The following is a 23,394-nucleotide window of genomic DNA, read 5'->3' as shown; positions in this document are numbered from 1 at the left end:
TATGTTAACCATTGGCAACAAATCGTTTCAATCCCGCTTACTGCTGGGAACCGGAAAATACCCGAATGTTGATGTACAAAAACAGGCTGTTGATGTGTCGGAAACAGACATTTTAACCTTCTCCGTTCGCCGCATGGATATTTTTGAACCATCACAGCCCAACTTATTGGAAAAAATCGATGTCAAAAACTACGACCTATTACCGAACACAGCCGGCGCATACACTGCTAAGGAAGCTGTAAGGACAGCCAAGCTGGCACATGCATCCGGTCTTTGTGACATGATTAAAGTCGAGGTTATCGGGGATAAGAAAACATTGCTGCCGGACCCTGTGGAAACATTGAAGGCAACTGAGGAATTGCTCAACGAAGGATTCACGGTCCTCCCTTATACGTCCGATGATGTCGTTCTTGCCGGAAAATTGGAAAAATTGGGCGCACATGCGATCATGCCCGGCGCGTCACCAATTGGCTCGGGGCAGGGGATTATCAATCCGCTTAACTTAAGCTTGATTATCGAGCAGTCGGGTGTCCCGGTGATTGTCGATGCGGGAATCGGGTCCCCGAAAGATGTTGTGACAGCCATGGAACTCGGTGCAGATGGTATTCTGTTAAACACAGCTGTCTCCGGAGCTGAAGACCCTGTCAAAATGGCTGAGGCGATGAAACGTGCTGTTCTGGCAGGACGACTTGGTTATGAAGCTGGCCGGATTCCCAAAAAGCGATATGCGACTGCCAGTAGCCCACAGGAAGGGATCAGTGTCTGATGAAAGAACGCTATTCCAGACAAATATTATTTTCACCCATCGGCAATGAAGGCCAGCGTCATTTACATCAGAAGCATGTCCTCATCATCGGTGCCGGAGCTCTGGGTACCAGTATTGCAGAGATGCTTGCCCGTGCCGGCGCCGGTAAAATAACCATTGCAGACAGGGATTATGTTGAATGGAGCAATCTTCAGCGTCAGCAACTTTACACCGAGAATGATGCGGAGAACCGGCTTCCAAAAGCGATTGCAGCCAAAAGCAAACTGGAAGCCATTAATCGTGACGTGACCATCGAATCTCACGTTACAGATGTGACACCGAACGAATTAGAGCAGCTTGTAGAGGGTGTTGACTTAATGCTCGATGCCACAGATAATTTCGACATTCGAATGATTATGAACGATACTGCCCAGAAATACAACATTCCCTGGATATACGGGGCGGTTGTCAGCAGTTATGGCATCAGTTACACAATTATACCGGATCAATCACCATGTCTGCATTGTATGATCGAGCAGGTTCCTCTCGGCGGATTAACCTGTGACACAGCTGGCATTATCAGTCCGATCGTCCAATTGGTGACGGCACACCAAACAGCAGAAGCATTGAAAATTTTAACCGAAAACCGGGATGCTTTACGCGATAAACTTGTATCCTTCGATCTGTGGAGCAACCAGCAAGCTTCAATAAATGTTCAGACGCTAAAAAGCGACAACTGTTCGTCATGTGGAGCGTCGCCAACCTATCCGTTTCTGGATTATGAAAACCAGACCAAAACGGCTGTATTATGCGGAAGAGATACGGTGCAAATCCGGCCGCAATCAGCCAAAAAACCGGATTTGCCGGAAATGGCTGATCACCTGTCCCAATTGGGAAAAGTCGAGCAAAACCAGTTCCTGTTGTCATTTGCCGTTGATGCCAACCGGCTTGTGCTATTTCAGGATGGCCGTGTCTTGGTCCATGGAACCAATAATGTCGCTCAGGCCAAATCACTTTATCACCGGTATTTTGGTTAAAAGGTTTACGATGTACAGTCGCTTTTTTTATCAGCATTCAAAACAATACGGTAACCATTTACCAGGGGGGATCCCGCGATGCACATTTTACAATGGTTTGTTGATTTGGGAGCAAGCGTCATGCTCCCAATCATCTTTTTCATCTTTGCATTGATACTTCGAACCGGTATCAAGAAAGCCTTCTATTCCGGAATTACAGTCGGTATTGGCTTTGTCGGCGTGAATCTGGTTCTTGATCTATTAACAGAGAGCCTCGGACCGGCAGCACAATCGATGGTTCACCATTTTGGCATGGATCTGCAAATGATTGATGTCGGCTGGCCGGCCGCTTCAGCTATTTCCTATGGGACCGTACTGGGGAGTCTGGCTATTCCAATCAGCATCGGTGTTAACACCCTCCTGTTAACCATCGGGCTGACCAAAACCGTCAATGTTGATATTTGGAACTATTGGCACATGGCTTTTACCGGGGCACTTGTCTATGCCATTACGAATGATTTTACCCTTGGGATATTAACAATCGGTGTTCATGCCATGGTTGTATTGTTAGCGGGAGATCTATTAGCCGATGATGTGGAATCGTATTTTGGCTATCAAAAAATGACGTTTCCACATGCGGCTTCTGCACCATCCTATTTTTTGGCAAAACCGATGAATGCGTTGTTTGACCGTATTCCCAAATTTAATCAAATCCAGGCAAATCCGGAAACCATTCAACGGCGATTTGGCTTATTCGGGAATTCAACCGTGCTGGGCGCGCTTCTTGGGCTCCTGATAGGTCTGCTGGCAGGTTATGGCATACAGGATACATTCCAATTGGCAGTTCAAACAGCAGCTGTCATGCTGTTAATGCCGAAAATGGTTGCTTTATTAATGGAAGGGCTCACCCCGATTTCCGAAGCTGCCAGCAACCGAATCAAAAAAAGATTTCCGGATCGTGACCTGTATATCGGTATGGACAGCGCACTGACGATTGGGCATCCTGCTGTTCTGTCCGCTTCCTTATTGATGGTGCCGATTACGCTGGCCATGGCTGTTATCCTGCCGGGAAATCGTGTCCTACCATTCGGCGACCTAGCCTCTCTCCCGTTTTTATTTTGTTTAATGGTACCTGTCTATCGGGGCAATATCATTCGTACAGTGATCACAGCAACGATCTATATCGGTGCCGGATTATACATTGCGACCTGGATCGCCCCATTATTTACGGAAATGGCTATTAATGCAGATTTTGATACAGAAACGAACACCATTATTTCCTCGCTGATTGATGGTGCCGTTTGGACAACATTTATATTCGCCGGATCCGGACAATGGCTGGGCTGGTTTGGTATTGGCTTGATTGGAATCATGGCCTTTGCCGGACTTTTATATATTCATAAATGGAAACGTAAGGAGAATAATCAATGAAAAAAGTACTCGTTATCTGTGGTACAGGAATTGCAACTTCCACCGTTGTTATCGAAAAGTTAAAAGAATGGCTCGATAAAGAACAGCTGAACGAACACGTGACATTACATCAAGCAAATGTTCAAGATGCTATTAATAAAGCGAATGAATATGACTTCATGATATCCACCACGATTGTTCCCGAAAGTTTACAGGAAAAAGCGATTGATGGTGTTCCATTATTAGCAGGAACAGGCGAAGAAGACGTTTATGAAAAGATTAAGCATCGTATGAAATGATTCAAATGATATAACGACCGTTTTCCATTCCCTTTTTCAACAATATGGACATGATGTATGGGCCGGGCAGCCTCATTCACTTGATCGGTTAAACCTTCTGCATTCACGCTTTCGCTCGCTTGATCTTTGAGCTCATTTGCTTGATCTGAAAGTCCATCGGCATTTAAAAACTCGCCAGCTTTATTCTTTAACTCTTCTACATTCAAATCGGGTGCTGTTTCACTTATCTTTCCACCGATAAGCTCTTTCAATTATTGGAATAAACTCATACAGACACCTCCTCATGTTCGGAGCGGATAACCAAATGGAGGAATAGCATTATTAGCACAGGTTTTCGGATTACTACTGTAATATTGCAAAACAATTATCCTAACCTCGACCACTTATCCTAGCCAATTCACCCGCATGGCGGTTTCCCGGAACCTTTAGTCCAAGATTTGCGCGCAGTGTATCTGCTTCATATGTCATTCGGAAAAGGCCGCGTTGTTGTAGAATCGGCACGACCTGATCAACAAAGGCGGCTAGACAGCTTGGCAAGTTAGCGATAATAATGAATCCATCAGCCGCTCGCGTTTCAAACCATTTCTGAATAAGATCTGCCACTTTTTCAGGTGTTCCTAAAAAAGGCGGGCGTGGCGTTGCTTCACGCAAAGCAACTTCACGGAGGGTAAGTTTTTCCTCTTTTGCCTCCTGCTTGATCCGATCTGTATCACTTCTATAACTGTTCTTGCCTAAGTCTCCAACATTGGGAAACTGTTCATCCAGCGGGTATTTTGAAAAATCATGGAACTCAAATAGCCGGCTAAGAAACGTAAGTGCCTGATCTATCCGCACCAAATGCGCGATTTCCTGGTATTTTGCTTCTGCTTCTTCCTCCGTTTGGCAAATGATAGGTGAAATTCCCTGCATAACATGCACACTTTCTGGGTTTCTCCCATACATCGTGACACGTTGTTTCAAATCACGGTAATAATGTTGTGCTTTTTTTATCGATGTCATGATCGCAAATACAGTTTCTGCTTTTTTAGCCGCCAGCTCCCTTCCATCCGCAGAAGAACCCGCTTGAAAAATCACCGGCTCCCCCTGTCTCGAACGTGCAATATTCAATGGCCCCTTGACCGAGAAAAACTCACCAACATGGTTTAGCTCATGCATTTTCTCTGTATCAATGAATGTTCCAGTGGCTTTATCCCTTATAAAGGCATTCTCCTCCCAGCTGTTCCACAACCCCTGCATGACATCGATGAATTCCGATGCCTTTTTGTAACGTGTAGTATGGTCAGGATGTTCTTCCACCTTTCGACTGAAATTCAAGGCCGTTTTTTCAAGACCCGATGTCACCACATTCCAGCCCGCCCTTCCGCCGCTGAGCATGTCCAGAGATGAAAACTGGCGTGCCGCTGAAAACGGCTCGCTATACGTTGTCGATAAGGTCCCGACAAGACCAATATGTGACGTTACAGCTGCCAGAGCAGACAGGATTGTAAGCGGCTCAAAGCGATTCAAGTAATGCGGATTAGAATGCTCATTAATGCATAACGCATCTGCAATAAAAACAAAATCAAATTTCCCTTCTTCTGACTTTTGTACTTGTTTTATATAAAATTCAAGACTGACACTGGCATCTACCGGTATCTCAGGATGCCTCCAGTCAGACATCTTCTCCCCGACACCATGAATCATAGTCCCCATTTTTAGCTTTCGCTGCAACTTCATCCTCCCCTTTTCCTGTGCTTCAATGTGAATAAACCCACAATGTGTGATTGATGTTTAAAAGAAATATAATCGTGTAAATAAATCAAGTGTAAAGACAACTGAAATGACACGTTTGTATATTATTATACAACAAAAGATTATTGTTGCAACTTAAATAACGAACTCAAATTGAAGGAGTAGGCTGTGGAATTACTTCATATGCGTGCCCTTTTCTTGACTATAATGTTCTTTAAGAAAATAAACACTGGACATACCAAATAATTAGAGGAAACTGCATACAACCTGGATTCCCGAACACTCGTAACAAGGTGAATGAAAAATCCGATGGTGGCGGGCATTTGACCTTCTGTACTCTCGTTATGTATATAACACACATAACGAGAGAAGAGACAAGCGAAAAATGGAACAAAGCCTAATATTTCAAGGTTTTGCTGACTTCCTAGTTATGTGAAGGCGGGAATCCAGGATACAAGGGTTCGGTCCCTCAGTTTTACCAGCGATTAAACAGGGAACATATTTATCACATTATTGTGACACTTGTGGAGGGATAAGTTCATGCGCAACGAAGAATGCGTGATGAAATGGATTAAAGAAACCTTTGATGATCTGAGCGAAGTCACCATAGAAGATTATAACCGTTTACCGTGTGGGAAAAAGATTACGGATTGCACCGATGATTATGTGATCGTTTACTATGACGATGAAAAAGATAGGGTAAACTTTTTATTTAAAGAAAACTAGGAAAAAAGTGTTAACAAAACTACCTTCATTTTGCATCATAATTCTCAAATATAGTTTCACTGCTACATACTTACAACATGTGAAAGGAAAGGACATAGAACATGACGAAGATGAATTCATTTGAGAAGGTCTACATACAACTTGTTCGTGAATTTGAAAATAAGCTTAATCGAAAATTAACAATCGATGAAAAGGAATTACTTAAATGGGTGGCCAAAAAGCATGCTTGGAAGTAAAATGGAAAAATACGTCTGATTAGGAATTTAGGTGCTGGATGAATAACTTATCTGATGCCTTGGTGGTTGAAACCTATCATCAAGCAAAAGCATTAAATTTACCCTCAGATTTTATTGGGCTAATCGAAAAGGAAATGGAAGAACGCGGTTTAATAATCAAGACTGAACATTCAGAACACAATCAACTGTCCAGTTAAATCTCAGCTTTAAATTCATAAATGGCTCATATCTCTTATATGTAAGATTTACTGCAAATTAACGAACGCGAGTTTTCAACAGATTTTTTAAAAGCACACCGATTCCTACCCCGGGAATGACACTTAATATCGGAAGCCAGATAGGCCCCAACAATACCCCGAATAGCGTTAGTTTCGATGAATAGATCGTTCCCACAGTTACAAAATAAGCCGAAAATACAAAAGGCAAAAACGAATATAGTTCTTTTCCCCCACCTGCTTCTTTATAGGTATCCCACATCGCAAAAAAATACAGACAAGGATAGAACATCAACCAACCATATTTCGTTTGTTGAACAGCTTCCTGTGTCTCACCGAAAAAGCTTAACAAAATTATTTCATTAAAATTGGCCTGGACATTAACCAAAAATTCAAGGGCAATTAACAGGATCCCCTTTATATATTGTCGGTTTAGAAGCTGACCAAAGCCAGGAAGAGCAATGCTCCACAAGAGTTTTTCATTTTTATCTTGATTACTCGTCTTCATGATCTTGTCCTGCTTGACGGGCTAAATATTTACGGTCGGCCGCTATCGGAGGTTGCTCCATCCAGGCGTTGTTAATCATGATTTTAGCACCCTCATTTGAATATTTGGCGATTTCCGCCATTAAACGGCTGTATTTCACACCAATATCATGTCTTGGACTGGTTGACATAGCAACACCGTATTGCCCGATGCCTGAGGCAATCAGTGCGGTTACATGGTACATCATCAGCTTGTCGGAAAAGGGGGAGACGGTTGAATCCGTCACTTCGGATGTCATGTTCATTGTTCCCTCTGATAAATAGTTCTCATGCAACAATGAGGTGAAAATCTCAACGTGTTTACCGGCAATATCCCGTCCTTGCTCAAGATATTTACGAACCTGCTTGTTTTGGACCACCTGACTAAAGCCGGTGATAAGAGCTTGTCCTAAAGCATTTCGTTTTGCATTGTAAGCAAGGTTGGCTATTTCAACCCCTAATAACGGCCTTTGGTCACCAATATACCCTGCCAAAAAACTTTTGTCTTTCACAAAATCAATTTTTTCAGGCTTGGGAATGAGGGGTGCGCGTGTGTAAATGCCTTTTTCCTTTGTCACTTCCTTTGCCCGATTATGAAGGATTTTTGTTTCGTCAAGGCATTGGGAGTAATACGTGATGATATCTGTTCGTGAAGAAAGCGACAATGCCAAGCTATAAGAAGTAAGTCCGAACTTCCCCATATTTAAAATATAAATGAGGTAAAGTTTATCCGAAAACAGGCGTGGTGCATCAAGATTCACATCATGATCCGTAAATCCTTGTGGGACAGGATAGCCTTCTTGTTGGAATATTTCCGTGACGCTTTGAACATGTTGTTGCGATATTTGCAGGGCGTATTCCAGCACGGAACGAATATTTTCATTATCAATGTGCTGTAAAAAATATTTCAGACCACATATAGCCATAGAATCATTTTGATAAGAAGTCCAAAGGTTTGAGATTTCCGCTGATGTTAATTCAACAGAGTGTTCGGTTTCCATATCGTTTCATCCCTCCATGAATGCCTCAGGGCATTGATTTAACCCATAGAATTCACCCCCTGGAAATTTTCAAGACTATATTTCCCAGCTGAGGATGCCTATGAATGGATACCGTGGATATCTAGAACCATGTTTGTACATATTCACGCTAAACTTGTATCTTCCGGAATTGATTCATGTTGTACGCTTAGATTCATGACTTTTTGGCTATTTGGTCATGGTCAATCATGCGTGGTGGCTCTTCCAACCAGCCATTTTCAATCATAAGATTCGCTCCATCTTCCGCATATTTAGCAATTTCTGCCATGAGACGTGGATAAAGGGCTGCTAAATCGTGCCTTAATGCAGTTGACACACTTGTTCCGTAATAAGCAATACCTATCTGATTTAGTCCCAGAGACTGAAACAACATTAACTTATCTGAAAAAGGTGAGACGGTTGAATTGGTCACCGGTTCATCCGGAAGCATAGAAGCAGGCAATCCTTCTTTCTGTAACTTCGTTGTGAAGGTTTGTACGTGTTTCGAGGATATTTCTTTTCCCCGTTTAAAATATTTCTGCACCTTGTTAGATTTAGCAACTTGACTATAACCCGTTAATAAATGTGACCCCAGTGCATTTCGTTGGGTATTCGCATAAAGATTGGCGATTTCCAGACTAAGCAATGGTCTTTGCTCCCCGAACCAGCCAGCCAAAAAACTTTGTTTCGTCACAAAATCCACTTGATCCGGCGTGTCCATAAACGGTGCTCGAACATAAATACCTTTCGACAACAATACATTCATGGCCTCGTCATGTAGTTGAGTGGCTTCCTGTAGTGACTCGGAAAAGTAATCTCGAACATCTTGACGTGCACATAAGGCAATCGCCTGAGCATTCATTTGCATCGCCATTTGAGCGGTCTGTTTGATGTTGTTTAGCATAAATTCATCCGAAAATAAACGCGGCGCCTGTAAATCCACGTCTTGATCAGAAAAACCAAACGGAACAGGACGGTTATCAGCTTGAAATAGTGCGGTGAGTTTAGGAATACGGGCTTCAACAAGCGTCAAGGTTTGTTGAATCACTGGACGAATATCAGCATCTTCAACGATTTGCATAAAGTGTTTCGTTGTACAAATGGTCATACTATCCTGCATATAACTTGTCCAGAGTTGAGAAAGCTCCGAGGAATTCAGTCTCGGATTATGTTGTGTTTGGTCCATGCGTATTATCTCCTTTTGCATTTGGTTGTTCCGCATATTTTTCGCCTCCCCTCCAGAAGATATTCATTCCTCAATCTGTAAAATGATGGTTCTCTAATCCACTATATATAGGCGCGTATGAATCTTGCTGATGCCGATGACTCGCTGGTATAATATTTACTATATCCTAAGAAAAAGGCAGGGTTGAAAGGGGAATCATGAACACTTTTGAGGAAACTACATACATACATGTTGTTCGTGAATTTGAAAATAAGCTTAATCGGACATTAACAATCGATGAAAAGGAAATCCTCAAATGAGTAGCTCAAAAGCATGCTTGGGAAGTAAAATGGAAAAAGATGTCTGATTAAGAATTTAGGTGCAGAATGAACAATTTATCTGATGCCTTGCTCGTTGAAACTTATTATCAAGCAAAGGTATCAAATTTAGACTCGGATTTTATTGGGTTAATCAAAAAGGAAATGGAAGAACGCGGCTTATTATTGATAGAGAATCATTAACAGAGAGAACCAAATAGTCGCGGCCCTTTGACGGAAGATCATTAAATTATTCCCTTGAAATTGACTCTGCCTCCAACTTTAATTTTTATTATTTTAAACCAGAAGTGTATATATTTTTTAAAAGGACATATACTATAAATGTCCAGAATTCAATTTGTTGAAGTGATTTATTCCTTAAAAGTCAAAAAGATGCCGGTTAATGCCAGCATCTCTTTTTTTGGTGATGTTTTTCCACAGTAATTCCTAATCGAACGCACAATATTTAAAGCTTGTTATTGAATATGCCCGTTTGCAGCAGAAAAGACAACACTATCTTTCTTTTATATTTTTATTCCATTCATATGGTGTTTTTACCCACTCAAATACAGTATAAGTTAAAAATGCTAAAACAAAGACCACAATATTTTCTATCCATTGTATTTTTTCATCAAATATTAAATCCTTGAGTGTAAATACAGCAAAAAATATCACTGCAATGATGATGCTATTTTTAAACATATTTATCCCTCCACACAGCCATCTTCATTTGGTACTTATATTCGTTTTTGGAGGAGAATACTTATTCCTGATTAGCGCCCGTTTGCGGCAATCGTTCACTTGCTTTTTTGTTCCATTTTTTAATTCCCTGATAAAGAAAATGAGAGATAAGAAAAACTAGCATAACGTTATTTTTCAATATGATTTGGAACAAATTCAACAATAAACCACATAATCACCATACCGACTATAGCTTCCAAAACATTTGATGCCCAATTAACGGTACCATAAAGCATGTAATCAAATATACAAAGTAAAACATACAAAGCCATCCCTAAGGTGATTCTTATTCTTGTTTTATTTTTCATAATGGACTCCTTTTAGCACTGATATGCAAATGTGAGTATAAGCTGGAATGTGCAGCTGTGTTGTCTTTGTACTATTCGTTTCCCACTTTGAATATAACCCTTTGCCGTAGGGTTGAGCACCAAGTCTTATTCCGGAAGTGCGCCCCGTTTATTGAAGACTTATTTACTCTCCTAAATTCGTTAACCACTTACGCAATTTTCCTTTAGGATAGTATACCTTATCATTTATAAGAACGTGTGGTATGTCAGGATGTTCTTGAATCAAAACCTTTGTATCTTCTTTTGATATCCCTATCAAGTTATGTACGTCTTTTTCCTTTATCAATTCGTGTTCATCATCATAGTCAAAGAGTTCACCAAGACTATCTTTAGCATCTGGATTTTTAAAGTTTTTAAGTCCATTACCTATAAAATATCCTCCAGCAGCAATTCCTAAAGCAATCCAAAAAAAGTCTAATTCCATATTGATAATCTCCTTTAATTTAACATAATTTATTCAAGAATTTGGCCTCATTCCGACAGACATCTATTCAGTTATTGCGCCCGTTTGTTTTAAAAAAATGATCAGTCTTCAACCGATTTGTTTTCTTTAGATGTTGGCAAATTAAAAAACCAATTAAAAAATGTGGCAGCGAATGAGAGACCTATTATTTCCAATATATCCTGATCATAAAAAGAAAGTGTGAGATTCAGTATCAATGAAAAAACTAACATTGATAAGAAAAATAAAATATGTTTTAACATTTATTCACCTCAGTCAATCTGAGAAGAGTGCATTCTCCGAACAATATGCCCGATTCAGGCACAGTGCTTCTTCAACAACTGCGCCCGTTAGTGGAAGCTTAACCTTTATTCTTACTCTGTTAAATTAAAACTACATTTTACTCAATCATAGGTTCTAATAACCCTTCTCCAAATAACCCCCACGTATAAAGGCACAGGGCTTCAATAATAATAAGGACTAAAAATTTTTTCAAAGCGTTCTGTTTTAATTGCAAATAGTAAAAAACCCCTAAAATGATATAAAAACTAGCCAAATGAGTATATTCTGCCGTAAGAGGCTCATCCAGTGGAGTAAAATTCATACCAAGAGAAGCAAATAGGTTGAATATTGTTAATAAAATTAAGGCAACTATGTTTAGAATATGAATATAGATTTTTTTCAAAGTAAAACCCTCTCTCTATGCTTTAACTGTTTCTACATAATGGCCCGATTCAGGCACAGTGCATCTTCAACAACTGCGCCCTGTTAGTTGAATTAGGCTATATTTCTTTTTCATTCTTCTTCCACATATTGAAATTATAAATTAGCTGGACTAAACCAGCTATAAACAGTAATAATCCAACAAGTACGTTTACTACCATACTCCAGTCTGTATATACGTAAATAAAAATGAGTAACAAAATATTTATAGGGGTGAATATAATAGTCCTAATCATTTTTCTTCTATAAGATAGTTTAAAGTAATTTATTTTAAAGCCTCTATCCACTTTATCTTTTCCCTTAAAAATGATGGATAAAATAATAACAACAGATATTGTAATAAGCACGGGAATAACGAAACCTGACATTCTCAACCCCCTCAACAATATAGGACTATTCAGAAGAGCGCACTTATTCGATTAGCGCGCCCATTTGCGGTAGATTCCTTACGTTGGTTTTTGCTCTTCCTTTATTGCTTTAAAGTTGAGGTATATACCATACCCTCCAGCTAAAATTAAAGACATTTGACCATATCCAAAGCTCATATCAAACCAGTAAGCAAATAAAAACAAGGAGATAATCACAATGAAAAATATTGCAATGATATTTTGGTGATGCTTATTCATTTCTTTAAACCCCCCTTAAAGTTAACTGGCCCTTTTCCAGAGGATTAGGTGCCAGGGTTTATTCCAGAATGGCGCCCTATTGTGGAACTGTATAATTAGGCGAAATTATTATTTAGCTTTTGTTGTAAAGTATTTTGTAGTTTTTTTCGGTATCTATTTTGAAAAAAAGTCTTATCGATTTTCTTACCATTAAACTTCCCAATAACTCTACGCACATCTTTGTCGTGTACAATTAGTTGTTTGTATTCCTCAATGCTTAGTAACTCCTGAAACCATTTATATTTCTTCAAACGATTTGTATTTTTTCCTATATCTTCTTCATCAACTGACAATAAAGACGGTAAATAAAGCCCTAAGTTCAAAAATACGATAAAGCCAAATATTAAAATATAAAATAAAAGTTTCACGTTATCCCTCCTTCTCTTATTACGGATTTTCCACTACAAATGTTTCACAAAATGACCCGTTTCAGGCACAGTGCTTTTTCAACAACTGCGCCCGTTTAAAGAGTAAAGTAAATCCCTAACTATATGTATACAGCATCCAAAATCCAATGTCCTTAAAACCAATCCGTTTGTAGATTGCTCCTGCTTCAGGGTTGTCGTAAAACAAGCATAATTCTTTTCCTTCACTTAGCAACTTTTCACACAATCTTATCATACAAGCAGTGGCATACCCTTTTTGTTTATAACCTTGTAAAGTTGCTACACCTACAATCATTGCGGACATTGTATTTTCCGCAGTTGTTGAGGCTGTTGAAACAATTTTATCTCCAATTTTTATATAAAATGTACGTGAAGCACCCTGCTCTAAACCACGTCGCTCCTGTTCCTCTGTGATTGAAGGAGAATTATCAAATTCCGGTACCGCATTTAGGAAATTAACAATTTCTTCTGCATCTTCTGGAATGGCTTCCTCAACATATGAAATACCCTTCCATTCTCCTGTAATCTCGCTACATTTCGCATAATACATTTTGCGTTTACGACTGTATTTTTGCAGGTGAGGTACAATTTTTTCCGTAATCTCCTTCAGGCCGGATATCATCTTAAATTGCGGATCATCTTCCATAATCTGTGCAAAGCGAAGTGCGTCAAAATCAGCAATTGCAAATGGTATATAATTATGGTCGTACTTCAGTAGCACAGCAATAAGTTCTCCGTCTTCGTTCCATTCTCCCCAAAGTTTTTGAAACTCCTGCTCATAACCATAGGCTTCGATATCACCAATAATAAATAAATTCTCTGCTGGTTTTGTTTGCAACAATTTAAAGCAAGACTCCTCGTCATTTTTCGTTAGTCTTCGAATCATTAACTCCCACCCCTCGCTCCATCTTTTTCTTCAACAATATGGCCCTTATGTACAGAACGAAGCCAAGTCTTATTCCGGAATGGTGCCCGATTGAGGAACAACTTTAATTAGAATTTTTAAACCTTTTTATGGCACCAGTGATCAATATAGCCATCCCTATATAATTGATAATCATACCTGCAATAATAAAGCCATATTTTATCTCTTCCGCAAATAGACCAACAAGCGACAGACATAAGCTTATTAAAAATAGAACTACACTAATTTTAATATACGTCAATTAAAATCCTGCCCCCTTCTTTTAATACTAAGTATTGTGTGAATGTTTTGCTCAACAATATGGCCGCCCTATTCCGCAAAAAAGGACACTTCCCCTATTCCTAATGAGCACCCGATTGCGCCATACTCTTACTAAAATTTATCCAACATTTATAAGGAACCACGAAACAATAAGAAGGATACCTACAACTCCCCAAATAGTAAGACCTACTATCCACCAAACAACAGATTTTGAACCTTCTTGACTTTCTGTATCTGTCTTTACAAAGGCAATCTTACGCCGCACACCTTTGATTGTAGAAAAATAAATAAGGAGTCCAATTGCAAAATAAAGAACAATTAGCGAAATGAATAAATCCATTCTAATGCCCTCCTAATCTTGTAAAATCACTTCTTTGAAAACATCTAAACAATGGCCCTTATGTACAGAACGGACGCCAAGTCTTATTCCGGAATGGCGCCCTTTTATGGAATAGTCCTGTTGTTGGCTGCTATCACGATTGCATTTTATTAGATTAGCTATGTTAAGACTTTCATCTGATTTATTCGAATATCAAATTCCAGAAAGAGGCACCACCACCAGCCATCCAATACGATAGAACACCAAGGGAGATGAGGAACCAAGCCACTCGCCATACGGTCTCTTTTCTTGAAAGCTGAATCCAATAAAAAGCACCCCACCACACATAAGTCGTCATAATTGCAAAGTCTATCCCAGGGTACGACACCTGGCTCATTGCATTTCCGAACCAAGCTAATAGACTAACCGGTACAATAATTATTAAAGTTACTATGTTGAGGATGTGAAAAATCCGATTTCTCATTTAAATCTTCCAACCCCCTAACGATGCAAAATTCCAGTAATCAATCCAAAACCACAAAACGATTACAGAAATTAAAAACCAGATAAGTCTCCAAGCATATGTTTCTTTTCGAAATTGAATAAAATAAAAAATTCCCCACCAAACAACAGTAGTTATAATAATAAGACGGATATAGAATGAATTAACACTTAAAAAAGCAAATAAACAGATTGCCTCTACAATAATAAAAACCATTATGTTGAGGCTATGAAAAATCCAGCTTCTCACTTTAAACCTCCAGACTACATTTAACAATACTGCCTTTGATTTATACCAATTATTTCAAATTCTAGGAACTAACTCAATCCTTTTTCTCTAAAAAATGACGCTTACCTTATTCGCGATAAGCGCCCGTTAAATGAATTACTTACTTTCCTTTTTTGTTTACGTCATCTAACTTTTTTTCAATCCTATCCATTTGCTTAGAACGTTTTGATAAAATGCGAATAACTGAAACGATTAATACAACAATTACTACTAAAGCAATAATGAATACTAACTGCGCAACAATATCTCCCCATATCACATCGTTCATAAGAATTACCTCCTTACTTTTATTTCTAAACAATCTGGCTCTTATATGGCATAAAGGGCACAAGGATTTATGCTGCAATAGCGCCCTATTGAGTAACAATTACTTACTCAGCTTCAACATTATCACGGTCAAAACATTCTGTTTATTTATTTTCGTGCTCAGCCTCAATTTCCGCACTCAACTTGGGATATTGTTTTTCAAAAGACTTTACTATCTTTGTGGTTTTACGAAAAGCATACTTTTTTACCTCACCATAAGGGATCCATATGTCCCTATCCTGAATTTGTTCATATAGAGTCGAAATAACGATATCACGGTGATATGGAGGAAGTTTTCTTGTTGTACGCCTTTCCATCATTTTATTGTGGTAAAGTTTATAAAGTTCCGGAACTATCCAATTCTTTTGCCTCTCTTTAAGCTGTGAAAAACGTTTATTTGTCTGAAGAAGCTTCCCATTTACCTTTATATGATTTTTCATCAAGAACCGTCCTTTAAATCTTACTTGATCTATTTTTTTAAACTTTTCTAAGTTGCTATTGTCTCACTTTATTAGAAGAGAAAAAGTACATCTATTTTCATTTGATCTTGAAGTACATTTAAATATTTTTTTGTCATAAACAGCGGACGTTTAAATGTGATTATCACAGTATTTAGTCCCCTTATATTGAGATTGCATTTAAAACATTCATTCTTCAACCAATCTGGTACTAAATTGCATATTGGGCGCTTCCCTTTATTCCGAAATGGCGCCTTATTATTGAGTGGATCTCATTTGTGCAAATCATTTGCAGATGGTACTTTGAAACAAGAGTCAATTAAGTTTCAAAGACGATAAAGGGAAATTTCTGAATCAACAATTATCGAAAGGAAGAAAAAAGTGCCTTTGAGAAAGAGTCTAATATTCATCTTTGTTATTGTAGCTATAATCTTCATAGTTATCGGCTGTTCAATTAATTCAAATTCACAAATTACTCCCAAGAGTTACAGTAACCATTCACATACATCAATCAATGTGGAGAAAAAGGAGAATCCAGGACGCGACGACTATGAACAATTGGCGCACGCTTATCAAAAAAACAAAGAAAAATTCATCAATCTTTTAAAAGATGGTGCCAATCCAAATGCAGAAAAAAATGGTGTTCCGATTCTATTTAATTTCGCCTTCTCAGGAGAAACAGAAGCCATTAAAATACTCATCAAATATGGTGCTGACCCGGATTCGATGAATTCATATAAAACGACATCTGTTGCTATGGCAGCAGCAAAAGGTCACATCAATACAGTGAAAGTTTTGTTGGATGCGGGAGCTGATCCTAATTTAACTGACAAAGAGGGAAAAGGTGCATTAACAAAAAACTTAATCGGGACAGAAATGGGTGATATTCTGCAAGAAGCAGGGGCAACTTTATATCACTTAACGGTATAACTTGAAAATATCAAAATTATCCCTAATGGCTATAAAATAACTTCCTACAGAAATGGCCCACATACAGAAGAAAAGACGCCCGTTTGCGAAACGACTTTATTGTCACTTATAGCCCTATTAGGACCCCCGAAACGATAGAACTGGTTCTAATTGCTTGCGTAATATTTCACGGCCACGGTGAATTCTTGTTTTTACCGTTCCAATCGGAATTTGCATTATGTCACTAATTTCCTTCAATGATAACTCTTCTAGATATTTAAATATAATAGCTAAGCGATATTCTGGTGATAAACCAAACATTGCCTTTTGTATAATATCCAACATTTCTCTTCCAATCACCTGATCCTCCGGCAATTGATTATTGGCAGGAATCCGGTTATACATTGTCATACCATCGGCATTAAACACTTCAGCATCCAAATAATAATCCGGCTTTTTCATTTTCAAACGATCAAGTGTTAAATTTGTAGCAATGCGGAACAACCAGGAAGAAAATTTCTTATTGTTGTCGTGACTGTTAATGTTCTGGTACGCTCGCAAAAAGGCTGTTTGTGCCAGATCTTCTGCATCATGGTGGTTTCCGATTAGCCGAAAACAAATTCGGTAAACCCTATGCTGATAGAAATCGATTAATTCACTAAAAGCAAGTTGATCTCCCTTCTGCGCCTTTTTGACTAGAGAATTGACTGTATCATTCATTGATTTACCTCATTCCGCAATTCGCTCAACAATACTATTCTGACTATGATGATCTTTGATTCAATAAACCTTTAACTCAATACCAATTATTTCAAATTCCAAGAATAAACTCAATCCTTTTTCCTATTAAAAAAGACACCTACCTTATTCGCGATAAGTGCCCGTTTCTTGAATATCTACGTTTGTGTAAGCTTTTTTGATCAGTTAACAACTTTGTTATTACTCCTGATATAAGGGATAGCATTGTATATAATACAGACCAAAACCAAAATGAAGAATTAAATACTGTAAAAGTCGCCACGATTGTAGCTATTGCAATAATTCCAGGTGTTATATAAATGTTTTTAAAAACGAAATATCCAATTGCACCTAAAACAAGAGAAACTATCGGAAGGACAAAGAAGACAACCAAAATAAATAGAAACATACCCGTCCCCCTCCCCCTTTTAACTATTAGTCATAAATCTTCAAATCCTCTACTTGATTCAAGAAGGAAGCCTTCTTATTCAAGAATGGCGCCCATTTACTGAAGAGTCGTTTATTCCTTTAATGCCTTAGTAACCAATAAAATAGAGCATTTGCCCTAGGACAGCATAGAATAAAGGGTCTTGAATGTGAGCATCCTCACTGACTTCAATATGAGTTTTGAATTTTTCTTTTATTTTAGACTGCCACCTTGCAATCTCTTGTTCTTCTTCGTAAAACCGAACCCAATCGAACATATCTGTTTGAGAAATGATTTTTATATTATCACTTTCTATTAAAAATTCAGAGTTAATATTTGTATGATTTATCTGTTTTGCGTGGAATGTTAGTTTTTTCTTATCCTTACTTAAAAAGTGTATATAATAGTCCGGCTTTTTAATCATAGCAATCTTTACATAACCATCAATCTCCGTCTCGCCAGTTGGATTCATTGCTTTCACTCTAACAATTAAATTATTTTTACCTATGAGTGAATCAATTATCCTATGTAAAGTGGAATTATAATACCTTTGGACACTTCCCATCAATTCCCCGCCAGCTCCATATACTTCGCAACTCTTAGTAGAATTTTTAGTTAATGGGGCTTGATAAAAATAAGTATTCATATAATCCTCCATAATAAAAATATTCATATGTTATTCCATTAAATGGCCCTTATGTGCGATATGGGCGCCGATCTTATTAGATAATCGCGCCCGTTAACATAATATTCCTTTCAGCTATTGGCTGGTATTCCGGAAGATTGATATTGATGAAAAGTATATTAAGAACTCTCCGCTTTACGTTTACTTTTATTTTTGGCAGCTTTATATAAATCTAACCCAGAAAAAACAATTATAATAATGCTAGTAATTCTTAAATACAAGTCATCATAATTAGAAATTAAGACAGCAATACCAATTAGAAAGTAAAGAACTCTTAAAGATGTACCTAGCATAAAATACCACCTCTCCTTCATTATTCTTAAAGAGCATTAGTATTGATTATAGGATAAGGTAGCCCACACGTTGCTTATTCCATTAAATGGCCCTAAAAAGAAGCACTTCTCCTTGGTCCGGAAATGCGCCCGATAATTTAATAACTTCAATGGTACATTAGGATACGACTATATAGATGAATTGCAACATACATAATTGCAGAATAACTACAGTTGCTGCGTGTGATTTCATATTTTTGTTTTTTTCTTTTGGGTAAAATTTATAGGCAACCCAATCCCCAATTAACATAAAAACGAAAACTGCAAAAAAAAGAAGTAAAACATCCACTATAAATCAATCCACCTTATTCCCGAATAGCGCCCGTTTGGTGAACATTGGTTCTGCATAGAATTTAAACTTTCACCTTTTTTAACGATTTAAACTTTCAATAAATTCTTTCGATTCCTCTGCTATTCGCCCATACTCAATATTATGAATATAGTGAGACGAATCTAACTCGATTAGTCTCGCGTTATCATTCTTATTACTAAAATTATTTTGGATTTCAATCCACCTTTTTTCATCAAAGCCTGTTTCTTGACCATTTGATGAAAACAAAAGTATAGGTACACTTGGTGTTCCAGCTTCTTTGACTTTTTGTGCATTTGCTTTAATATTTTTTATTTCATTGATCATATCTTTAGTCGATGTTCTTCGATAAAAAATGGCTTTGTATAATTCTTTCTCCTCATCTGTCAACGTCCCATATTTTATTGCATCACTTTCAGATAGGTTCGTAATCCATCTAGTTAATCCTGTATTTGCAGCAAAAGCACCTAACCGAACAAGCGACATATTAATATCAAAATTCTCATACGCAGCGGGAACAGCCATATCTAATCCAATGATTGCTTTTATTTCATCAGGGTAAACTTGCGCCCAGTTTAAGGCTTCAATGCCAGACATAGAATGAGGAAATAAAATATAAGGACCTTCAACTCCTGACTTTAAAAGAGCTTCTCTTGTTTCGGATAGAATTGTATCAATGTCTCGATCAGTATCTGTGACTTCGCTAAATCCATAACCTGCCTTTTCAATAACAACAATTCTATATTTATCACTTAACAAGGAATAAAGTGATTTAAAATCTAATACAGGTGAACTCGTGCCACCACCAGACATAAAAACTAGTGTTTCTTCTCCATTTCCTTCTGTATAAACGTGCATTTGATGACCATTAACTTCTACAAGTTGTCCAGTCGGAACAAATAGTTCCTCTTCTTTTGATAACTGTATTTTATGATTAATAAAGCTCACGGAAAGAATCAACACAAAAATTGAAATAATCCCCGTAAATATTATCAGCATAAGACGTTTAAATCTTTTTCTCATATTCCCCACCTATAATTTTAATTCTGTTTTCACGTTAGTACGATTACAAAAGAAATGCTTCGTTGTTTAGCAATTTATTTATTTCCTTACTCAACAATCTGGCCCGTTAATGGAATAATCATCACAGTTTTTTACCATAAAAAACCCCTTAAGATAATCATATCTCAAAGGGGAAAATCTTCGCAACTTCATTTTATATTTACTCAACTTTCGCACCAAGAAAATTACAGTAGATTCAACACCCATCAGCGCTTGTTGGATCTGACATATAGTGCTTGACTTTAGGTTAAAACATGAAAAAACACCTCAACTTTTGGTATAGTTGATTTATCCAGAATCACTACCAAAACAGAAGAGGTGTCTACTGCTATGATAGCGAAAAACAACCTAAATAATCAACTGCCAAATGAAATAAAATCGACAATTAAAGAATTAAATGTATTAAAACATTTACGCAACGCAGGTATTACAAAATCTTTTGGCTTTTCGTGTGCTTATATTTTCCAGCTAATCTTTAGTTTGATCTTTGAAAATAAAAACTGGTTCCGGACGCTGGAAAGCAAGAAAGCCGCGGATGTTCCAGCCAAGGATACCGTTTATCGATTCCTGAACCAATCAACGTTCAATTGGCGTCGGTTTCTGCTTTCACTCGTTGCTTATACGATTGGGAAGGTATCAAAGCTGACGCGTCATGACCGCCCGAAGGTTTTCATTTTAGATGATTCATCTTATGACCGGAACCGAAGCAAACACGTGGAGCTTTTGGCGCGCTGCTTTGATCACGCATCACAGAAAATGCGTTTCTATAAAGGGTTTCGTATGTTGACACTGGGCTGGTCTGATGGTGCTACATTCCTGCCCGTTGATTTTTCGTTATTGAGTTCGAAAAAAAGTAAGATCAACGGTATTTCTGAAAGCATTGATAAACGCAGTTCCGGCTACAAGCGCCGACGAGAAGCGTTACAAGCAGCTCCGGAACAAATTCCGGGTATGATTGCACGGGCAACGAAAGCCGGCATTGATGCCTCCTATGTGCTGATGGATTCATGGTTTACACAACAGCCCCTCATTAAAGACCTAACAGAACAAGGTCTTGACGTGATTGGCATGGTCAAAAAACTAAAGCAGCGTTACCTTGTAGATGGCAAGCGTGTTAGCTTGGATCAGCTATACCGCTTGGCTACACCAACCGATGGGAAAAGAGGTATTTTACGCTCCATCCATACGACACAGGCCAATGGTGTGCCTGTTAAGGTCGTCTTTGTCCGCAACCGGAATAAGAAAAGTGATTGGCTAGCGATTTTAAGTACAGACTGTACCTTGAGTGACCAGGAAATCATCCGAATTTACGGCATGCGCTGGGATATTGAAGTTTTCTTCAAAACGACAAAGTCTCTTTTAAAACTTCAAAAGGAGTTCCAGAGCCGCTCCTATGACGCTCTTATCAGCCACACGACCATTGTGTTTGCAAGATATATTGTACTGTCATGGCAAAATCGCTGCAGTACAGATAATCGGACATTGGGCGGCATATTTTATGAACTATGTGATGAGGTTAATGATCTCGATTGGGCTGTAGCGTTACAGCAGCTAATCGAACTTCTTGAAGATGCCTTGAAAAAGACTAATAAGAAAGTACAGCAACTCATCAAAAGTCAACTACAACAATGGATAGCGGGGCTGCCGAACTATATCAAGGTTTACCTGCCTATTTCAGTCTGCGAAAGTTGAGATATTTAATTCTAAAAATTTCTTATCATGGGTCAAATTTGTTAATCAGTTGGTTCATGTTAAATCTTTGTGCAAAAAATAAGAAAGAGAATGACAAATGGAATTCCTAGCAGCCACAACCAAAATTCATGTGAGTTGACTATGTTCAAATAAAAGTCAGTGTGCATAAACCACTGAAAGAGAGACAAAAACACAATACCACAGAAAACTGAAAAAGCAATAAACAACAATATAAGCAGCATAGCGAATAGCGTTTTCTTAACTGTATGAACAAAAGCAGCCATTAAGAATGTCCTCTTTCAGAAAAAACCCCATACAGTTTCCGCCCCAATATATCTAATGCTTCTTTCTTCATTTTGTAGTATTTCTTTCTTCCAATATATAATTGAGGATAAATAACTTCATCACTATATCTTGATCCATCATTTCGTTTTCGCAAGTACTTTAATTCAATCAATTCTTGTTCAATTGGACTTAATGATTGGATTGCTGAATCCAATTTTTTCAGCCACTCTGATACTTGTATTGCTTTTAGAGCATACATTTCCGTCTTGCTCTTTTTGAAATCGCTGGACTCATGAGGCATATCCGATATGGAAGAAACAATGCTCGGCACTTGCGTTTCGTTTGCCATTGCTTTAATTTTAAAATACCGTTCTAACCAGTTTTTTTCCGCATGCTCTATATAAAATTGCTGTTCATCTTCTAAAATCTCTTCAATTTCCTCTTGCGTGAACAGATTCTCAACTTCCGAACTAAATTGCATTAATAATTCACCCTTTCTTGCATATTAGATATTGATCTAAATCCTGATTCCTTTCGATTAGCAGGATGATGTTTAGCCAATGAATGCAGTGCCCATGCTATCCGTTGAAAGTAAATTGAGGCATGGTCCAAATCATCTTGTTCGATAGCTTTTAAAGCTTTAGCCAGGTTCATATCATAATAATCCCATTCTTGTTTTATATACGCTTGAACAATTTGAGACATAATTACATCCCCCTTAATAAGCTGTTACTTAAAATCTCACTGACACTATCATATAAATCTTCTTTATTTGAATAGCACTCATGGTTGGATTTAGAAGCCATTTCGTACAGGCCATGTCGATTTTTTATAAGCGTCACTTTAATTTCTGGAATATACTTAGAAGAACCTTGTTGCATATTGCAAATCGTATTAAATAAAGGATCACACGCTTTGCCTAGATATTCATAAACGTTTAATTGCTGGATTGTGTAGTCACTCATCGTGATTTTCCTTCCATTCCATGGCACATTCCTTTTACCGTTGGATTCATAATCGTATGCCTTAGCGCCCCTATCTGCATTTCTTCTTCGCTGTTCCTGCCATGTAACGTTTCCAACCATAAACGGTACATGGTTAATGCCTCGGAAATAAGATGGGCTTCAGAATATCCAGCTTCAATCAAGATCTTTCCTTCATCACGTTTGTTAATGGCTTGCATCTTA

At 38.1% G+C, this 23,394-nt stretch carries 35 protein-coding genes; 10 read left to right on the top strand and 25 right to left on the bottom strand.

All coding sequences use genetic code 11. The features are described from left to right. Position 1 precedes the first annotated feature (1 nt). The 4 genes from AOX59_RS02230 (at position 2) to AOX59_RS02215 (ending at position 3,470) form a co-directional block, all read left to right on the top strand. Positions 2 to 766 (top strand): thiazole synthase, encoded by a 765-nt coding sequence (locus AOX59_RS02230; RefSeq protein ID WP_068441232.1) that lies wholly within the window; start codon positions 2 to 4, stop codon positions 764 to 766. After that, on the top strand, positions 766 to 1,782 hold the full coding sequence (locus AOX59_RS02225; RefSeq protein ID WP_068441229.1) for a thiazole biosynthesis adenylyltransferase ThiF: 1,017 nt from the start codon (positions 766 to 768) through the stop codon (positions 1,780 to 1,782). Before AOX59_RS02230 ends, AOX59_RS02225 begins: the two co-directional genes overlap by 1 nt. A 78-nt stretch (positions 1,783 to 1,860) precedes the next feature. Beyond that, entirely contained in the window at positions 1,861 to 3,192 is a 1,332-nt protein-coding gene (locus AOX59_RS02220) for a PTS galactitol transporter subunit IIC (protein WP_068441226.1), read from the top strand. Further along, positions 3,189 to 3,470: a PTS sugar transporter subunit IIB gene (locus AOX59_RS02215; protein WP_068441223.1), complete on the top strand. Its 282-nt coding sequence runs from the start codon at positions 3,189 to 3,191 to the stop codon at positions 3,468 to 3,470. Before AOX59_RS02220 ends, AOX59_RS02215 begins: the two co-directional genes overlap by 4 nt. Here AOX59_RS02215 and AOX59_RS02210 read toward each other — a convergent pair. Together AOX59_RS02210 and AOX59_RS02205 are read right to left on the bottom strand one after the other, a co-directional pair. Then, a complete protein-coding gene (locus AOX59_RS02210; RefSeq protein ID WP_068441222.1) occupies positions 3,440 to 3,721 on the bottom strand; it encodes a hypothetical protein in 282 nt (93 codons plus the stop codon). The two genes, AOX59_RS02215 and AOX59_RS02210, sit on opposite strands and share 31 nt — an antisense overlap. A gap of 118 nt (positions 3,722 to 3,839) precedes the next feature. Then, positions 3,840 to 5,186: an LLM class flavin-dependent oxidoreductase gene (locus AOX59_RS02205; protein WP_179946419.1), complete on the bottom strand. Its 1,347-nt coding sequence runs from the start codon at positions 5,184 to 5,186 to the stop codon at positions 3,840 to 3,842. Between the two features lie 555 nt (positions 5,187 to 5,741). Here AOX59_RS02205 and AOX59_RS02200 point away from each other — a divergent pair. From AOX59_RS02200 to sda, 3 genes are all read left to right on the top strand, one after another. Next, entirely contained in the window at positions 5,742 to 5,927 is a 186-nt protein-coding gene (locus AOX59_RS02200; RefSeq protein ID WP_068441216.1) for a hypothetical protein, read from the top strand. A gap of 101 nt (positions 5,928 to 6,028) precedes the next feature. Further along, positions 6,029 to 6,163, top strand: coding sequence for a hypothetical protein (locus AOX59_RS20430; protein ID WP_257720699.1), 135 nt, complete (start codon positions 6,029 to 6,031; stop codon positions 6,161 to 6,163). A 38-nt stretch (positions 6,164 to 6,201) separates the two neighbouring features. Continuing rightward, on the top strand, positions 6,202 to 6,360 hold the full coding sequence (gene sda, locus AOX59_RS19070) for a sporulation histidine kinase inhibitor Sda (protein ID WP_082684089.1): 159 nt from the start codon (positions 6,202 to 6,204) through the stop codon (positions 6,358 to 6,360). Positions 6,361 to 6,418: 58 nt separating this feature from the next. Here the strand turns inward: sda and AOX59_RS02195 are convergent, their stop codons facing one another. The 3 genes from AOX59_RS02195 to AOX59_RS02185 all read right to left on the bottom strand — a co-directional run bounded on the left by AOX59_RS02195 (position 6,419) and on the right by AOX59_RS02185 (position 9,108). After that, positions 6,419 to 6,886 carry a hypothetical protein gene (locus AOX59_RS02195; RefSeq protein ID WP_068441214.1) on the bottom strand — a complete coding sequence of 156 codons (468 nt, stop codon included), beginning with the start codon at positions 6,884 to 6,886 and terminating at the stop codon, positions 6,419 to 6,421. Beyond that, the gene (locus tag AOX59_RS02190; RefSeq protein ID WP_068441211.1) at positions 6,873 to 7,904 is read right to left on the bottom strand and encodes a DUF3231 family protein; all 1,032 of its coding nucleotides are present in this window, start codon (positions 7,902 to 7,904) and stop codon (positions 6,873 to 6,875) included. Before AOX59_RS02190 ends, AOX59_RS02195 begins: the two co-directional genes overlap by 14 nt. A 193-nt stretch (positions 7,905 to 8,097) precedes the next feature. Next, entirely contained in the window at positions 8,098 to 9,108 is a 1,011-nt protein-coding gene (locus AOX59_RS02185) for a DUF3231 family protein (RefSeq protein ID WP_068448091.1), read from the bottom strand. Between the two features lie 365 nt (positions 9,109 to 9,473). On the opposite strand from AOX59_RS02185, the gene AOX59_RS02180 reads away from it, so the two are divergent. Beyond that, positions 9,474 to 9,608, top strand: a complete 135-nt coding sequence (locus AOX59_RS02180) for a sporulation histidine kinase inhibitor Sda (protein WP_068441208.1) — start codon at positions 9,474 to 9,476, stop codon at positions 9,606 to 9,608. Positions 9,609 to 9,917: 309 nt separating this feature from the next. Here AOX59_RS02180 and AOX59_RS02175 read toward each other — a convergent pair whose 3' ends face one another. From AOX59_RS02175 to AOX59_RS02115, 11 genes are all read right to left on the bottom strand, one after another. Beyond that, positions 9,918 to 10,106 (bottom strand): hypothetical protein, encoded by a 189-nt coding sequence (locus tag AOX59_RS02175; RefSeq protein ID WP_068441205.1) that lies wholly within the window; start codon positions 10,104 to 10,106, stop codon positions 9,918 to 9,920. A gap of 167 nt (positions 10,107 to 10,273) precedes the next feature. Beyond that, the gene (locus AOX59_RS02170) at positions 10,274 to 10,453 is read right to left on the bottom strand and encodes a hypothetical protein (RefSeq protein ID WP_068441203.1); all 180 of its coding nucleotides are present in this window, start codon (positions 10,451 to 10,453) and stop codon (positions 10,274 to 10,276) included. A gap of 163 nt (positions 10,454 to 10,616) precedes the next feature. Continuing rightward, the gene (locus AOX59_RS02165) at positions 10,617 to 10,916 is read right to left on the bottom strand and encodes a hypothetical protein (RefSeq protein ID WP_068441200.1); all 300 of its coding nucleotides are present in this window, start codon (positions 10,914 to 10,916) and stop codon (positions 10,617 to 10,619) included. 418 nt (positions 10,917 to 11,334) lie between these two features. Beyond that, positions 11,335 to 11,619: a hypothetical protein gene (locus tag AOX59_RS02155; protein WP_068441195.1), complete on the bottom strand. Its 285-nt coding sequence runs from the start codon at positions 11,617 to 11,619 to the stop codon at positions 11,335 to 11,337. A 97-nt stretch (positions 11,620 to 11,716) separates the two neighbouring features. Beyond that, positions 11,717 to 12,025, bottom strand: coding sequence for a hypothetical protein (locus AOX59_RS02150; protein WP_068441191.1), 309 nt, complete (start codon positions 12,023 to 12,025; stop codon positions 11,717 to 11,719). A gap of 78 nt (positions 12,026 to 12,103) precedes the next feature. Beyond that, complete coding sequence (locus tag AOX59_RS02145; RefSeq protein ID WP_068441188.1) at positions 12,104 to 12,283, bottom strand: hypothetical protein; 180 nt, start codon at positions 12,281 to 12,283, stop codon at positions 12,104 to 12,106. Between the two features lie 95 nt (positions 12,284 to 12,378). Continuing rightward, on the bottom strand, positions 12,379 to 12,690 hold the full coding sequence (locus AOX59_RS02140; protein ID WP_068441185.1) for a hypothetical protein: 312 nt from the start codon (positions 12,688 to 12,690) through the stop codon (positions 12,379 to 12,381). 115 nt (positions 12,691 to 12,805) lie between these two features. After that, positions 12,806 to 13,594, bottom strand: a complete 789-nt coding sequence (locus AOX59_RS02135) for a GNAT family N-acetyltransferase (protein WP_068441182.1) — start codon at positions 13,592 to 13,594, stop codon at positions 12,806 to 12,808. Between the two features lie 418 nt (positions 13,595 to 14,012). After that, positions 14,013 to 14,234, bottom strand: coding sequence for a hypothetical protein (locus tag AOX59_RS02130; RefSeq protein WP_068441179.1), 222 nt, complete (start codon positions 14,232 to 14,234; stop codon positions 14,013 to 14,015). 869 nt (positions 14,235 to 15,103) lie between these two features. After that, entirely contained in the window at positions 15,104 to 15,271 is a 168-nt protein-coding gene (locus AOX59_RS19455) for a DUF4083 domain-containing protein (RefSeq protein WP_156418614.1), read from the bottom strand. A gap of 142 nt (positions 15,272 to 15,413) precedes the next feature. Further along, positions 15,414 to 15,749 carry a hypothetical protein gene (locus AOX59_RS02115; RefSeq protein ID WP_068441168.1) on the bottom strand — a complete coding sequence of 112 codons (336 nt, stop codon included), beginning with the start codon at positions 15,747 to 15,749 and terminating at the stop codon, positions 15,414 to 15,416. Between the two features lie 399 nt (positions 15,750 to 16,148). On the opposite strand from AOX59_RS02115, the gene AOX59_RS19065 reads away from it, so the two are divergent. Continuing rightward, a complete protein-coding gene (locus AOX59_RS19065) occupies positions 16,149 to 16,697 on the top strand; it encodes an ankyrin repeat domain-containing protein (protein ID WP_169792845.1) in 549 nt (182 codons plus the stop codon). A gap of 117 nt (positions 16,698 to 16,814) precedes the next feature. On the opposite strand, the gene sigW is transcribed toward AOX59_RS19065, so the two are convergent. The 5 genes from sigW to AOX59_RS02090 form a co-directional block, all read right to left on the bottom strand. Then, the gene (gene sigW / locus AOX59_RS02105; RefSeq protein WP_068441163.1) at positions 16,815 to 17,396 is read right to left on the bottom strand and encodes an RNA polymerase sigma factor SigW; all 582 of its coding nucleotides are present in this window, start codon (positions 17,394 to 17,396) and stop codon (positions 16,815 to 16,817) included. A 139-nt stretch (positions 17,397 to 17,535) separates the two neighbouring features. Further along, positions 17,536 to 17,823, bottom strand: coding sequence for a DUF2651 family protein (locus AOX59_RS20640; RefSeq protein ID WP_068441160.1), 288 nt, complete (start codon positions 17,821 to 17,823; stop codon positions 17,536 to 17,538). A 127-nt stretch (positions 17,824 to 17,950) separates the two neighbouring features. Then, entirely contained in the window at positions 17,951 to 18,487 is a 537-nt protein-coding gene (locus tag AOX59_RS02095) for a tubby C-terminal domain-like protein (RefSeq protein ID WP_068441157.1), read from the bottom strand. Positions 18,488 to 18,645: 158 nt separating this feature from the next. Next, positions 18,646 to 18,819, bottom strand: a complete 174-nt coding sequence (locus AOX59_RS19450) for a hypothetical protein (RefSeq protein ID WP_156418613.1) — start codon at positions 18,817 to 18,819, stop codon at positions 18,646 to 18,648. 409 nt (positions 18,820 to 19,228) lie between these two features. Beyond that, a complete protein-coding gene (locus AOX59_RS02090; protein ID WP_237049251.1) occupies positions 19,229 to 20,191 on the bottom strand; it encodes an alpha/beta fold hydrolase in 963 nt (320 codons plus the stop codon). A gap of 369 nt (positions 20,192 to 20,560) precedes the next feature. Here AOX59_RS02090 and AOX59_RS02085 point away from each other — a divergent pair, with 369 nt between their 5' ends. After that, on the top strand, positions 20,561 to 21,922 hold the full coding sequence (locus tag AOX59_RS02085) for an IS4 family transposase (protein ID WP_068441154.1): 1,362 nt from the start codon (positions 20,561 to 20,563) through the stop codon (positions 21,920 to 21,922). Between the two features lie 283 nt (positions 21,923 to 22,205). Here AOX59_RS02085 and AOX59_RS02075 read toward each other — a convergent pair whose 3' ends face one another. Genes AOX59_RS02075 through AOX59_RS02060 form a run of 4 tightly spaced genes read right to left on the bottom strand, consistent with a single transcriptional unit; the run spans position 22,206 to position 23,390 of the window. Next, on the bottom strand, positions 22,206 to 22,688 hold the full coding sequence (locus tag AOX59_RS02075; protein ID WP_068441148.1) for an ArpU family phage packaging/lysis transcriptional regulator: 483 nt from the start codon (positions 22,686 to 22,688) through the stop codon (positions 22,206 to 22,208). After that, positions 22,688 to 22,912 (bottom strand): hypothetical protein, encoded by a 225-nt coding sequence (locus AOX59_RS02070; protein WP_068441145.1) that lies wholly within the window; start codon positions 22,910 to 22,912, stop codon positions 22,688 to 22,690. Before AOX59_RS02070 ends, AOX59_RS02075 begins: the two co-directional genes overlap by 1 nt. Before the next feature lie 2 nt (positions 22,913 to 22,914). After that, a complete protein-coding gene (locus tag AOX59_RS02065) occupies positions 22,915 to 23,172 on the bottom strand; it encodes a hypothetical protein (RefSeq protein ID WP_068441142.1) in 258 nt (85 codons plus the stop codon). Then, entirely contained in the window at positions 23,169 to 23,390 is a 222-nt protein-coding gene (locus AOX59_RS02060) for a hypothetical protein (RefSeq protein ID WP_068441139.1), read from the bottom strand. The genes AOX59_RS02065 and AOX59_RS02060 overlap by 4 nt, the downstream gene beginning before the upstream one ends. Positions 23,391 to 23,394 lie beyond the last annotated feature (4 nt).

Origin of the sequence: Lentibacillus amyloliquefaciens, from assembly GCF_001307805.1 — a bacterium.
Taxonomy (GTDB): Bacteria; Bacillota; Bacilli; order Bacillales; family Amphibacillaceae; genus Lentibacillus; species Lentibacillus amyloliquefaciens.
This window is presented reverse-complemented; position numbering and strand designations above follow the sequence as displayed.